This is a genomic window from Lysinibacillus sp. NPDC093712 (genome assembly GCF_050280025.1).
Lineage (GTDB): Bacteria > Bacillota > Bacilli > Bacillales_A > Planococcaceae > Lysinibacillus.
The window spans coordinates 114386-128955 of sequence record NZ_JBNNUU010000007.1 but is presented as its reverse complement, the minus strand read 5'-3'; the positions used below and the strand labels follow the sequence as shown (position 1 = coordinate 128955).

Sequence of the window (14570 nt, the reverse complement as noted above, 5' to 3'; positions counted from 1 at the left end):
GAATGGAGGAACTCGCAATGATGAAAACCGATACGCTAGAGCAAATTGCGTATGAACTATATCTAGCAGAGCGGGATGTCTATGAGGTTACGAAGTTTGTTGAGCAATATCCAGAATTGACTGTAGAAACTGCCTATGAAATTCAAGCTAAACTAATTGAACTAAAGTGTAAACATGAGCAGACAACCATTTCAGGATTTAAGCTTGGCTTAACAAGTAAAGCTAAACAGCAAATGATGGGGGTTCATGAGCCTTCATACGGTGTGCTATTAGCGAATATGGCGTTAAATGTACAACAACCGATATCGTTAAAATCATGTATTCATCCGAAAATTGAACCTGAGGTTGCCTTTGTGTTTAAGGAGGATTTAATTGGTCCGGTAGTTACTGTGGCACAAGTCCTGACCGCGACTGAGTATATTGCTCCTGCCATGGAAATAATTGATAGTCGCTATTTGAACTTCAATTTTACATTACCGGATGTAATTGCTGATAACTCCTCTTCCTCTCGCTACATAGTGGGTTCGCAAAAATATACGGTAAGTGAAGTTGATCTAGTCAATATGGGGTGTATTTTTTCACAAAATGATGAAATTATTGCAACGAGTACGGCAGGATCTGTTATGGGGCATCCAGCAAGAGCAATAGCGTGGATGGCAAATAAATTAATTGCTCGTGGCCAGCACATTCGAGCAGGGGATGTTGTACTAAGTGGCGCACTAACAGGCTCTGCGACAATGCGTTCAGGCGATAGCTTTAGCGTAAGTTTTGACGGTATGGAACCATTATCTGTTCAAGTCGAGCTATAGATAAGGAGGAGACGATATGCCATTTATTCAAGTAACATTCATTGAGGGCCGTACAGCTGAACAAAAGGAACAGTTAATTGAAGAAATCAGTAAAACTGTTTCATCGGTGTTTGATTCACCGCTTGAAACGGTTCGTGTATGTTTAAATGAAATCCCAAGTTCTCATTGGGGGATTTCAGGAAAGTCCATCCAACGTCGACAAAATGAAGAGTAAGGAGTGGTCTATCATGGCGAATACACAAACGAAATTGAAAGAAGTGAAACTATTTATTAATGGGGAATATGTAGAATCTTCTTCTCAAACATTGTTCGAGGTGAAAAATCCTGCTACTCAGGAAATTATTGCAAAGGTCCACGAAGCAAGTTTTGAGGATGTAGATTGTGCTTGTGAAGCTGCGCGTCAAGCTTTTGAAGAAGGGCCTTGGCGAACAATGCCATTATCGGAGCGCTGTGCAAAAATACGGCGGATGGCAGAAATCATTGTTGAACGTAAAGAGGAGTTAGCACGCTTAGAGGCATTAGATGTAGGGAAGCCTTACCAGGTTGCATTAGAACGTGAAATTCCTAGGGCAGCGGAAAACTTGAAATTTTTTGCAGATTTTATGGAGCACCAAGGTGGCGAAGTATACCCAATGGACGATGCGTATTTAAATTATACGCGCTATGAGCCAGTTGGGGTTGCTGCATTAATTACACCGTGGAATTTACCTTTTATGCTCACAACATGGAAGCTTGGCCCATGTCTAGCTTCAGGAAATACAGCAGTTATTAAACCAGCAGAAATTACACCATTAACTGTATCGTTACTTGGTGAGATTGCACAACAGGCTGGAATCCCGGACGGTGTCGTTAATGTTGTGCATGGCTTTGGTGTACAGTCAGCAGGCGAATTTATGACTACACATCCTGAAGTCGATTTAATTTCTTTTACAGGGGAAACAACAACAGGTAAAGCCATAATGAAAAATGGGGCAGATTCATTGAAAAAGGTGTCGTTTGAATTAGGCGGAAAGGCAGCGAACATCATTTTTGAAGATGCGAATTTGGACAAAGCCATTCCTGTATCAATTCAGGCGGCATTTATGAATTCTGGTCAAGTTTGTCTAGCTGGGTCTCGCATTTTAGTGCAGCGTACTATTTTAGATCAATTCCTTAGACGTTTTAAAGAAGCGGCATCAGCATTAGTTGTTGGCGATCCTCAAGATGCCAAGACGAATATGGGGCCAGTCGTAAGTCAAGCACATTATAACAAAGTAACGAGCTATTTAAGCATCGCTGAATATGAAAACTCTACGCTTATTTACGGGGGGGAGCGCCCTGAATTACCAGCACATTTGAGTACGGGCTATTACTTACAACCAACTATTTATTTACAGGAAAACCCGCAAGCACGTATTTGCCAAGAGGAAATTTTCGGTCCCATTGTTACGATCATTCCATTTGATACAGAGGCAGAGGCACTTGCCATTGCAAATGGCACAGAATACGGATTGAATGCTGTAATTTGGACAGAAAATTTACAAAGAGCACACCGTATTTCGCACGATGTTCGTGCAGGAACAATTTGGGTCAACTGCTGGTTTGTACGTGATTTACGTGCACCGTTTGGAGGTTTTAAAAAGAGTGGTGTAGGGCGAGAAGGTGGTCACCATAGCTTAGAATTTTTCACGGAAGCAAAAAATATTTGTATTGCATTGAAATGATGTACATCAACTATTTATCAGACCAATTTAGAAGTGTGTACCTCAGAATTGTCTTTCTGAGGTACTTTTTTAAATGAAAAATAAAAAGTATCTAATAGCACCAGCTTTTAAGTGCGCAAAAAAGCAGAGAGTGCGAAACTCTCTGCTAACGAAATTTAATGATTAAAGATCAATTGCTTTTACTTCATCGATGTTTTCCAGTTGTGAAACGTATGTTAAATCTTCTTCCGTAACAACATTATCGACTGTTAGCATCATCACAGCTGTTCCGCCAACTTCAGCACGTCCAACCTGCATTGTTGCGATGTTGATATCTTTTTCAGCTAGTTTTGTTGCTACGCGTCCAATCGCACCTGGTTTATCTGTGTTTTTAATGTAAAGAAGGTGACCTTCTGGTACAACGTCTACTACGTAGTTTTCGACTTTTACGATACGTGCGCCAAGGCCATTTAATAATGTTCCAGCAACAGTATGTGTTTCATTAGCCGTTTTTACTTCAACTGTAATTAAGCTTGTGAAGCCTTTCGCAGTAGTCGTTTTATGTTCGTTAATTTTCATACCAATACGTTCAGATAAATAACGAGCATTGACGTCATTAACGTGATTACCATGGTTTTTAGCTAATAAACCTTTTAGAGCATTAGAAGTTAATGGACGTACGTCATAGTTTGCAACTTCACCAGCATAAGATAGGTTAATTTCTTTAACTGGCTCAGCTGTTATTTGAGATAAGAAAGAACCAAGTTTTTCAGCTAATTCAAAGAAAGGTTCTACTTGTGCAAGTAGTTCTTTCGGAATTGATGGCATATTTACTGGGTTTGTCACCGTACCTGTTTTGTAGAATTTAATGATATCGTTTGATACGTCAACTGCTACAGATTCTTGTGCCTCAATTGTAGAAGCACCTAAGTGAGGTGTTGCAATTACTTGTGGTAACGTTAGTAATTTGTGGTCAGTCGCTGGCTCAGAAACAAAAACGTCAAGAGCTGCGCCTGCTACTTTACCTTCAACAATAGCATCATATAGGTCATCCTCATTAATGATACCACCACGAGCACAGTTAATAATACGTACGCCATCTTTCATCATCGCAAACTTTTCTTTGTTAATAAGGTTACGTGTTTCTGGTAGTAATGGTGTGTGTACTGTAATGAAATCCGCAGCGGCACAAATTTCTTCGACAGTAGATTTTGTAACACCTAGCTCATTTGCACGTTCATCAGTTAAGAATGGATCGTACGCCATAATGTTCATACGTTGACCTTTTGCACGGTAAGCTACTTCTACGCCAATACGACCGAAGCCAACAACACCAAGAGTTTTATTTTTAAGCTCCACCCCAACATATGATTTACGATCCCATTTACCATTTTTCAATGTATTGAAAGCTTGTGGAATGTGACGAGCAAGAGAAGTCATCATTGCGATTGTATGTTCAGCGGCAGAGTTTGTGTTACCATCTGGTGCATTAACAACGATAATTCCGTGTTCTGTTGCAGCAGCTAGGTCAATGTTGTCTACACCTACACCAGCACGTCCGATTAATTTTAAGCTTTTCGCAGCTTGAATTACTTCGCGTGTTACTGTTGTTTGAGAACGAACGAGTAAAACATCAATATCAGCAATTTTTGCCATTAATTCCTCAGGTGCTAGTCCAGTGTCGATAATTACGTTTAAATCTAAATCTTTTTCTTGGCGTAATGGGAAAATACCATCTTCACTTAGTGGATCAGCGATAAATACGTTAATTGTTTTTGTTGCAGTAGTCATTTGTAATTAGCTCCTTTTAAATTAAAATTATTAGTGATGTTTATATGTGCAGTCCGCATTTTGTTAAATTGTGGGTTCCTACATCATGCAAACAATCTTCTTTTTCGAAAAATATAAAAGCCTTCCGCGCCTTACGAACACAAGTATTGTGTCGTAAGGGGCGAAAGGCTGAAAAATTTAGGTTCGCGGTACCACCCTTAATTACTGCTCGAAAGATTTTCGTTGCAGTCTTAGCTATATGCGTAACGTGCATGTGACGGACAGGCTTACTTTTGGTTTTCGGCTCGTCTATTCGGGAGTGGAACTATATCGTAGAAATCACTGATTTACACCAACCATCAGCTCTCTTTGGATTTTCTTTCGACTAGCGTGTCTCCGTCGTTATATTTTTGTGTGATTAAATTTGTTAACATCATAATCCCTATTGTTCACCTTTGTCAACAATTATTCAAAAAAAGATTAAAATTACTCCCTTCGAAAGTCTGAAAACTGCCTATATACGAACTATTTATGCTTTTGACGTTTTTATTGTTCGTCTTTTTACAGAGGACAATGTAAGCGCTAACGAATGTGTCAAGACAGAGAATATAGGGGTTTAGCGAGTGTAAAAAGATAAAAAGTTTTTGGAGGATAATTATATTAAACTAGATTATTTACATAAAACTTCCTTTGATTTAAGACGGAATGCGAACATTTCGTTAATGCCATATATTTGTCGAAATTATAAAACGATAAGGAGGTAAAGTGCCAATAAGAGAAGAATGTATGTAAAGAAAGATAGATTTAGATTTTTCGGGGGTGTTGGGATGAAATATGATGTAGCAATTGTCGGAGCTGGTTTAGCGGGACTAGTTGCAGCCTGTGAATTAATAGATGCAAAGAAACGTGTACTACTGGTGGACCAAGAGCCTGAAAATTCAATGGGAGGACAGGCATTTTGGTCTTTTGGTGGGCTATTTTTAGTCAATTCACCAGAGCAAAAAAGGCTTGGTATTAAAGATAGTAAAGAGCTTGCATGGCAGGATTGGCTAGGGACTGCTGGCTTCGATCGTTTGGAAGATGAGGATTCATGGGCTTACAAATGGGCGAGGGCTTATGTAGATTTTGCTGCAGGTGAAAAATATGCATGGCTTAAATCATTAGGTATAAAGTTTTTCCCTGTTGTTGGTTGGGCTGAGCGGGGTGGCTCATTAGCTGGAGGTCACGGTAATTCTGTTCCTCGCTTTCATATTGTGTGGGGAACTGGGCCAGGGATTGTAAAACCTTTTGCAGATAAAGTGAAAAAAGCGATAAAGGAAGGAATTATTGATTTTAAGCCGAGACATCGTGTGGATGAATTTATACAACAGGATGGTCGAATTACTGGCATTAGTGGCACAATTTTAGCTGAAAGCTTTGCACAACGAGGAGAGCAAAGTTCACGCATTGGGGTAGGTGCTTTTTCCTATGAAGCAAAGGCAGTCGTTGTCGCAAGTGGGGGCATTGGTGCAAATATAGATTTAGTACGCAAAAATTGGCCAGCTCGTCTTGGCATTCCGCCAAAAAATATAGTATGCGGCGTACCCGCTTATGTAGATGGTCGCATGTTAGAAATTACTGAACATGCGGGTGGTCGTATCGTCAATCGTGATCGGATGTGGCATTATACAGAGGGTTTAAAAAACTGGGACCCAATTTGGCCAAACCACGGTATTCGTATTCTGCCAGGTCCATCATCTTTATGGTTTGATGCCGAGGGAAATCGCTTTGGAGCACCGAACTTTCCAGGGTTTGATACATTAAGTACGTTAGAGGCCATACAAAAAACAGGTTATGATTATTCATGGTTTATTTTAACGGAAAAAATCATAGAAAAAGAGTTTGCTTTATCAGGTTCAGAACAAAATCCTGACTTAACGAATAAAAGCATATCAGAGTTAATGAAACGCATTTTGCCGGGTCCACCTGCACCGATTCAAGCATTTAAAAATCATGGTGAGGATTTTGTTATTGCAAACGATTTAAAGCAGCTAGTAGATGGCATGAATAAGCTTGCAGGAAATGAATTGCTTGATTTTATTAAAATTAAAGAGCAAATATTAGCACGAGACCGTGAAATGGACAATAAATTTACGAAAGATATACAGGTAAATGCAATACATGGAGCAAGAAATTATATTGGTGATAAAGTAGTTCGGGTTGCAAAACCACATAAAATTTTAGATACAAAAAATTGGCCCCTTATTGCAGTACGTTTGAATATTTTAACCCGCAAAACATTAGGGGGATTACAAACGAATTTAGATGGAGCTGTATTTGGCATGGATGGACAACCGGTACCAGGATTATTTGCAGCAGGAGAAGTTAGTGGTTTCGGAGGGGGCGGTGTACATGGTTACCGCGCATTGGAAGGAACGTTTGTCGGAGGATGTTTATTTAGCGGACGACAAGTTGGCCGCTTTTTAGCACAATCTTAAGTGCCAGGCACTCAAACAATTCTGAATTCTTATGCATAGCCAGAATCCACGAAGAACCTGTAGGAAGGCACGCAAAGTAAGCCGCAACAGACCTTGTTGCGGCTTACTTTATACTGCGCGAAAGTGCCAGGCACTCAAACAATTTTATTTTTGAACTTGTGCAATTTTTGCTATTTGTTGTTCTACTTGCTCTTTTGTCCATTCATTTTCTTCAACGAAAAAATTATGTTTTGCGCGACGGCAATCGTCTGAACAGCTACGCATATAAAATGCCTCGTGCTTTTCCTCACATAGCATTAATTTGTGGCACTCAGGATTAGCACAGTTTGTATAGCGCTCTGTTGGTTCGCCTGTGAAATAGTCCTTACCAATCACCACATGCTCGACCTGATTAATAGGCACACTGCGGCGGCGATCAAAAACAAACATTTGGCCATCCCATAATTGTCCCTTTACTTCAGGGTCTTTAGCATACGTTGCAATACCACCATGTAGTTGACCGACACTTTCACCGTAGCCTTCACGTTTTAACCAGCCAGAAAATTTTTCACAGCGAATGCCGCCTGTGCAATAAGTTAAAATGTTTTTACCAGTAAAGTCTTCTTTATGTTCCTCCATCCAAGCCGGAAGATCACGGAAATTTTCAATTTCAGGGCGCACCGCATTGCGGAAATGTCCTAAATCAAATTCATAATCGTTACGTGCATCGATAATAACTGTATTGTCTCCTTGCATACGAGTCATAAATTCTATTGGTGTTAAATAATCCCCAGTTATTTCTAAAGGATTAATATCATTTTCTAAGCCGAGGTGTACAATCTCCGTACGAGGTCGTACATGCATCTTTTTAAAAGTATGCCCTACTACCTCATCGGTTTTCCACATAATATCGCTAAAACGAGGGTCCGCTTTCATATGATTCATGTAGCTTTCAGTTTGCTCGATCGTACCAGAAACTGTACCATTTATGCCCTCTAATCCTACTAAAATACGACCAAGTAGACCGATTCCTTTACAAAATGCTAAATGCTCTTCGGCAAATGCTATTGGGTCCTCAATAGCAACATATTTATAATAAAGTAATACACGAAAGCCCTTTTGTGTCACAAAAATACCCACCTTTAATTTCATTATTCGACATTAAATATAGCATAACAACGACTATTTTGAGTAGGAGAGAAGGAGTTTTCAGAAATAGCACGAATAGTACATAGTGAATGACTATTCATATTTGGGGGTGTAGGACATGGAATTTTCAACAATTACATTAGAAAAATTAGAGCGTCGTGCTACTTTAACGCTAAATCGACCACATGCTATGAATGCGATGGATGATGTGATGATGCGTGAATTAGCAGAGTGTTTTGAAGCATTACAGCAGGAGCAAGAAATACAGGTTTTAGTTATTCGTGGGGAAGGAAAGGTCTTTTCTGCGGGTGGTGATATTAAAGCAATGCTTGATCCAAATAAGCCGCTAAATATCGATGAGGCAATGGTATATTTAACACGTATCGTCAAAGCTTATTACCAACTACCAATGATTGTGATTGCTGCGGTTCATGGTGCATCAGCAGGGTTAGGCTTTAGTTTAACACTAGGTGCTGATATCGTAGTTGCCTGTGAAAATAGTAAACTTGCTATGAATTTTATAGGGATTGGGTTAATTCCAGATGGTGGTGGTCATTTCTTTATGAAGGAAAGACTTGGCACTGTGAAAGCAAAACAAATGATTTGGGAAGGCAAAGTGCTAACAGCCGAGGAAGCACACAATATAGGCTTAATCGATTATGTTGCGCCTGAAGGGTCGGTTTTTGCAGTGGCTGATCAATTAGTTGGCAAAATGCTAGCATCACCAATTGCTTCAATGATTATGACTAAAAAGATTTTACATGCACAAAACTTGCCGCAGTTAGAGAGCGTTTTAGCGATGGAAGCACAAGGCCAATCTGCTATGCGTAAAACGGCTGATCATTTAGAAGGCATCCATGCATTTGTTGAAAAAAGAACGCCGGTCTTTGTCGGACATTAAGGCACTTAGCATTGTCCACAAGCTGAATACAAACATTAAATATTGATCCCAATGGATTTTAATACGACACAAGCCCCATCACATAGACTTCTGTTACGAGAAAAGAGAGATTCCATTTCGGATGCTCGATCTCGTCCACAAAAGTGAAGTGGTGGGGCTTGCCGATTTATCAATTATATAACTATTTGCAAACTTTGTTACTGTGTGAGACGCCTAGAGCATTTTCTACATGTCTTTCTAATTTCATAGTTTAAACATGGAATAATATTAATTTTCCAGAAGAGTTAACAAGGCGATGTGTTTTTTCGGCAACGCCCTTTTCTACGATTTGCTGTTGACCATTTACTTTTGCAGCTTCATCGCTTTCAAAAGTCCAAGTTTCATCAAAAAGTGTTTCCCCAGTTTTTTCAAAAGCTGTAAAACGATAATTATTCATAAACAAACCCCACCCTTTACTTGAATATATATCTATTATACATAGAAGAAATATAAACTTCACGGTATATCTAGCGAATATTTCGATAATTTACGAAAAATGTGGAAAATTTAGTACAACATGAAGATCAATAGTTCTATGATTTCGTTTCTCAACTAACATGAAGTATGATAAAATAGAACAAATATTCGCTTTCGATTGATCCTTTTGTATAGGGCATAAAGCTACCAAGCCTTATACAAGCACAATGAAAATCTAGACGAAATGATGAACAAAGGTTTAATTAATTAGTAGAGGTGATTGGATGTCCGCAATTCGTTTTTTCCATATGGCAGATTTACATTTAGATAGTCCTTTTAAAGGCTTATTTGGATTACCTGAAAAGAATCTAAAAAAAATTCGAGCAAGTACTTTTGAAGCATTTGATAAAATTATTCAGAAGACAATTGAAGAAAGACCAGATTTCCTACTCATTGTAGGGGATCTTTATGATGGCGAAAATCGCAGTTTACAGGCACAAAGACGTTTTCAGGCAGCGATGGAGACTCTATTTGAACATAACATCCCCGTCATTATCAGCTATGGCAATCATGACCACTTACATGGTTCGTGGACACGTTTTGCTTTGCCAAGTAATGTTTACGAATTACCAGCTGATACGAGTGTTGTACAATTAAAAATACGTGGTCAGCAAGTAAATATTTATGGTTTTAGCTATGGTGAGCGTCATGTTAAGGAATCGATGATTGATCGTTATCCTGTTGCGCAAGATCAACATGCAATTCATATAGGTATGCTGCATGGCAGTGAAGCAAGTGATTCTACACATGCGGTATATGCACCATTTAAAAAAGAGCAACTTCTTGAAAAAAGATACCATTACTGGGCGCTTGGCCATATTCATAAACGGCAGCTATTACACGACGAACCTCCGATTGTTTATCCAGGTAATATTCAAAGTAGACACCGCAATGAACAAGGAGTGAAAGGTTTTTATGATGTAACTTTATCGCAAACATCTGCTGATTTAACATTTATGCCGACTTCTGCTGTTGTTTATAATATGGTGGAGGTGGATTGTACAAATGTACTTCATGCAAATGAGTTACTCCAAAAATGTGAAGAGGCAATCGCTCATAATCGAATGGAATATGGAGCATCTGTAATTGAGCTTCATTTGAAAAATATAGATGAAGAAGCTGCAGCATTATTTGAGCATGCTTCGGTAGAAGAATGGCTTGAAACAATTCGGGAGTCAGAAGATGGGATTGAGCCGATGGGCTGGGTGCAAAAACTTATTTTGCATAAAGTTTCTTCGTCGTATGAGTCGACTGCTATGACTGAATCAGTAATAAGTGTTATGGAGCAGTGGGATATTTCTGATTGGAAAGATATTTTAAAGGATTTGTACCAGCATGCGAATGGGGCAAGATTTGTAGAACCTTTAACAGAACGAGAAATTGAACATTTGAAGCTTGATGCGCAGGAGTTATTAACCGATGAAATTCAAAGGGCGTGAAAACTTTGCTAACGATACAGAAAATCCACATTTACGGCTTTGGTAAGCATGAAAATGTCACAATCTCTTTGCAAGACGGTGTAACTATTTTTTATGGCATGAATGAAGCTGGTAAAACGACCATACAGCAGTTTATTTTACAGATGCTTTTTGGATTTCCGACAAAGCAACAAAGCCAGCGAAAATACGAGCCAAAAACATCACCGAAATTTGGGGGTCAGCTGACGATTCTCCACCCAATCTATGGTCAATGTACAATTGAACGTGTTAAAGGAAAGGCTACTGGTGATGTTACTGTATATACAGAAGAAGGTATGAAGGGGCATGACGAGCTTTTAGCCAAGCTTTTGTATGGCTATTCACGCGCATCATTTGAAGCGATTTTTTCATTTTCAATTCATGAACTGCAAGGTATCGAAAAAATGTCAGAGGATGAATTGACACATCTATTGCTTGCTTCAGGGACAACTGGCATTCATCGGCTATCTGCGCTTGAAAAAAAACTAGAAAAAGACGCTGGAGAGCTTTTTAAAAAATCTGGTAAAGTTCCGCTCATCAATCAAAAAATCGAGTATTTAAAGCAACTTGAAAAGACAATTAAGAAAGAACAGGCTACAATCCATACATTCGAAGAGAAATCACTCAAATTACAGCAACTTGAGCAAAGACTGAAGGATTTAAATAAACAACAAAAGACACTGCAACAAGATTGGCAGCAACTTACGGTCATAAAACAGGCAATGCCACTTATTGAACAGCAAGAAACGCTACAGCAATCATATACAAGCTATGCACATGTTCAATTTCCACCTGAAGGAATTAGACGTTACGAACAGTTAAAAGATCGACTGACGCACGAAACATTACAGCTGACTCAACTAGAAGAACAATATCAAGCTTTAAAAAGGAAGCTTCAATTGACAACAGATGAACAAGCAATTGAAGAGATTTCAAGGCTGATGAATAAAGAAGCAACTTGGAATCAGCTCCTCGTCAAAGAGCAGAACTTGAAGGACGAGCTGTTTGTGCTAGAGCAAGACATTGAAGCACAGTTTCGTTTATTAGGCGTGCAGGAATTGGAAGCTCAAGCAACCCTTTTAGAGGGAACTGTATCTTTGCAACAAGAGGAACAATTTCAGCGACAGTTGACTGTCTTACATGAAGCTGAGGAAGAGCTAAAGTTTTATCTACAATCGTTAGAGCGAATACATGAGGAACTAGATAGCATTTCTCGACAGAAAAAGCACCTTCAGCAGGAGTCATTAACAGCTGAGGAAGAACATATTTTAGCACAGTGGCCCCAGAGAAAAAGGCGCTTAGAACAATTGCGTCATGTTAAATCGCAACGCTCAAAACAGAAGCAGCCAACACTTTTTGTTGTCCTTGTGTTAGCTATAAGTATTGTTGCGCTTATTTACGGTGTTTTAGAAAAGAATTGGGCGGTAATGGTTATTGGTGCCATCTTATCGCTAGTATTCTTATTGTATTTAAAACAAGCGAAACAAGCTGATGATGGGCCTCCTGAGCATAATAGCCAATTACTGAGAGAACTAGAGCAAGAAGAGAATATTGTTCAAGTGTTACTTGTGAAAAAACAACGGCTAGAAGATCGTTGGATGCTAGCCAACGAGCAACAGCTTGATAAAGAACGACAGTATGCACAGCTCGAACATAAAATTCAACAAGCTGAACAAGTTAGCGCCGAGGCAACACATATGCTGCAAAGCTTTTTGGAACGTTTTCGCTTAGAGGGAAGTGTACCGCGGTCACTTTTACCAGAGTTATTTATGCGTATTCGTGGTGTACAAGAGTTGGTAGTTAAAAAAACAAGCATATATAAGCTTTTACATGCTATACAATCTGAAAAAAACGAACTTTATGAAACACTACAGCAAGTTTTAAAAAATGAGTATAGTGAGCAGGAAATTTTTGTACATCTACGCTCAACATATTTAGCAATTCAGCAGGAGCAACAACAGATGTTGCAAACAAAGGAACAACTCGCTCAAATACATTCAAAGAAACAAGAAGTACAACCGCTTTTGGAAAATTATGAATCGGAAATAGCGCAATTATTTCATGACGCGAATGTAGAATCAGAAAACGCATTTTACGAGGCATTTGAACAATTTCAACATCAGCAAAAGCTTCAGTCCGAACTACAAGCGATTCAATATCAATTAGCCTCATTAGATATGCAACAGCATGAGAGCTTTTTAAGTGCGGAACAACTTCATGAAAAAATACAAGCACTGGAAGAAGTACGCAATACCGTTCGAATAGAAATTGAACATTGCTTAGAAGAGCGGGCTGCCTTGCAGATTGAAAAGGAACATTTGCTTAACGACGAACAATATGGTCTACTGTTGCAACAGTTTGAGCAAGAAAAAGCATTGTTGCAACAGCTAATGGAGCAATGGGCTACTAAAAAAGCGTTAGCAACAGCTATTCATGAAACATTATTCCGTTTACGTGAAGAAAAATTACCACATGTACTTACACAGGTAAATGCTCTATTCCATTCGTTAACAGGTGGTCGTTACGATAAACTTTTCATTCATGAGGAAGGCTATTTTGAGGCGCAAGCAGTTTCTGGCTTACGCTATCATGTAGCAGAATTATCACAAGCTACAAAGGAGCAGGTCTATATTTCATTGCGAATGGCATTAGCGAAAACCCTTGCAACTTCAGCGCCATTTCCGTTTATAATGGATGATCCTTTTGTCCATTTTGATCGAAACCGTACAAACAAAATGGTACAATTAATGAAAGAAGTAGGATATGAACGTCAAATTTTATATTTTACTTGCCATGAAGGGATGCTCGCACTTTGGCAAAAAGAGCAAATTGTCGATCTAGGAGCACTAGCAAATGAAAGGGGAGTGACGTCAACATGAAAGGTATTACGACGCTCCAAGTTGGAGAATCAGTTGATCAATTTTTATTAATTAAACAATCGACAAAAGGGGTTACCACTGTAGGGAAGCCATTTATGTCACTGTTGCTACAAGATAAAAGTGGAGACATTGAGGCGAAACTATGGGATACAAACGAAGATCATGAGAAAATGTACCATGCAGAGGCGATAGTGCATGTAGGTGGAGAAATTCATGACTATCGTGGGAAAAACCAATTACGTATTAAAACAATTCGTGTGGCAAAGCCGGAGGAGGGAATTGCCGTTAATGATTTAGTTCCTTCTGCTGCTACTCCAAAAGAAGAGCTTTATGAGGAATTGACACAATTCTTCTTTGATATTAAAAATCCAAATATTTCACGTATCACGCGTGCAGCTATTAAAAAGCATCAGGATGCTATTTTAGTATATCCTGCAGCAACAAAAAACCATCATGATTATGCATCAGGCTTATTAGACCATATGGTATCGATGTTAAAGCTAGGGAAAGCCATTGCTGATTTATATCCAACGCTAAATCGGGATCTATTATATTCAGGAATTATTTTACATGATATTGGTAAGGTCGTTGAATTATCTGGTCCGGTGGCGACAATGTACACTGTAGAAGGTAATTTACTTGGTCATATTACAATTATGGTCAATGAAATTGCTAAAATTGCAAGCGAACTTGAAATCGAAGGCGAAGAAGTAATGCTCTTACAACATCTAGTGTTATCGCATCATGGGAAAGAGGAATGGGGAAGCCCGAAAAAACCAATGATTCAAGAAGCGGAAATCTTACATTATATTGATAATATTGATGCAAAAATGAATATGCTTACGCGCGCATTAGGTAAAACGGGTCCTGGAGAATTTACAGAGAGACTATTTCCTCTCGATAATCGATCATTTTACAAGCCGAATATTCAGTAAAACGAAAAGGGTTACG

The 14570-nt window shown here is 39.0% G+C and carries 11 protein-coding genes; 8 read left to right on the top strand and 3 right to left on the bottom strand.

The features are described 5' to 3' along the window. Positions 1–17: 17 nt before the first annotated feature. Genes ACQKNX_RS20680 through ACQKNX_RS20670 form a run of 3 tightly spaced genes read left to right on the top strand, consistent with a single transcriptional unit; the run spans position 18 to position 2512 of the window. Positions 18–809, top strand: coding sequence for a 2-keto-4-pentenoate hydratase (locus tag ACQKNX_RS20680; protein ID WP_427430481.1), 792 nt, complete (start codon positions 18–20; stop codon positions 807–809). 16 nt (positions 810–825) lie between these two features. Next, the gene (locus ACQKNX_RS20675) at positions 826–1023 is read left to right on the top strand and encodes a 2-hydroxymuconate tautomerase family protein (RefSeq protein ID WP_427430479.1); all 198 of its coding nucleotides are present in this window, start codon (positions 826–828) and stop codon (positions 1021–1023) included. Positions 1024–1036: 13 nt separating this feature from the next. Then, positions 1037–2512, top strand: coding sequence for an aldehyde dehydrogenase (locus ACQKNX_RS20670; RefSeq protein ID WP_427430478.1), 1476 nt, complete (start codon positions 1037–1039; stop codon positions 2510–2512). A gap of 162 nt (positions 2513–2674) precedes the next feature. On the opposite strand, the gene serA is transcribed toward ACQKNX_RS20670, so the two are convergent. Beyond that, entirely contained in the window at positions 2675–4282 is a 1608-nt protein-coding gene (serA, locus tag ACQKNX_RS20665) for a phosphoglycerate dehydrogenase (protein WP_427430477.1), read from the bottom strand. 806 nt (positions 4283–5088) lie between these two features. On the opposite strand from serA, the gene ACQKNX_RS20660 reads away from it, so the two are divergent. Further along, entirely contained in the window at positions 5089–6738 is a 1650-nt protein-coding gene (locus ACQKNX_RS20660) for an FAD-binding dehydrogenase (protein ID WP_427430476.1), read from the top strand. A 144-nt stretch (positions 6739–6882) separates the two neighbouring features. Here the strand turns inward: ACQKNX_RS20660 and ACQKNX_RS20655 are convergent, their stop codons facing one another. Further along, positions 6883–7845, bottom strand: coding sequence for a rhodanese-related sulfurtransferase (locus ACQKNX_RS20655; protein ID WP_427430475.1), 963 nt, complete (start codon positions 7843–7845; stop codon positions 6883–6885). A gap of 139 nt (positions 7846–7984) precedes the next feature. Here ACQKNX_RS20655 and ACQKNX_RS20650 point away from each other — a divergent pair, with 139 nt between their 5' ends. Next, a complete protein-coding gene (locus tag ACQKNX_RS20650; protein ID WP_427430474.1) occupies positions 7985–8767 on the top strand; it encodes an enoyl-CoA hydratase in 783 nt (260 codons plus the stop codon). Positions 8768–9017: 250 nt separating this feature from the next. Here the strand turns inward: ACQKNX_RS20650 and ACQKNX_RS20645 are convergent, their stop codons facing one another. Next, the gene (locus ACQKNX_RS20645) at positions 9018–9203 is read right to left on the bottom strand and encodes a YhzD family protein (protein ID WP_173479813.1); all 186 of its coding nucleotides are present in this window, start codon (positions 9201–9203) and stop codon (positions 9018–9020) included. A 304-nt stretch (positions 9204–9507) separates the two neighbouring features. Between ACQKNX_RS20645 and ACQKNX_RS20640 the strand changes: the two genes are divergently transcribed. Genes ACQKNX_RS20640 through yhaM form a run of 3 tightly spaced genes read left to right on the top strand, consistent with a single transcriptional unit; the run spans position 9508 to position 14554 of the window. Then, entirely contained in the window at positions 9508–10722 is a 1215-nt protein-coding gene (locus tag ACQKNX_RS20640) for a metallophosphoesterase family protein (protein ID WP_427430473.1), read from the top strand. Then, positions 10719–13619 carry an AAA family ATPase gene (locus ACQKNX_RS20635; RefSeq protein ID WP_427430472.1) on the top strand — a complete coding sequence of 967 codons (2901 nt, stop codon included), beginning with the start codon at positions 10719–10721 and terminating at the stop codon, positions 13617–13619. The genes ACQKNX_RS20640 and ACQKNX_RS20635 overlap by 4 nt, the downstream gene beginning before the upstream one ends. Continuing rightward, positions 13616–14554, top strand: coding sequence for a 3'-5' exoribonuclease YhaM (gene yhaM, locus ACQKNX_RS20630; protein ID WP_427430471.1), 939 nt, complete (start codon positions 13616–13618; stop codon positions 14552–14554). Before ACQKNX_RS20635 ends, yhaM begins: the two co-directional genes overlap by 4 nt. The last annotated feature ends 16 nt before the right edge of the window (positions 14555–14570 follow it).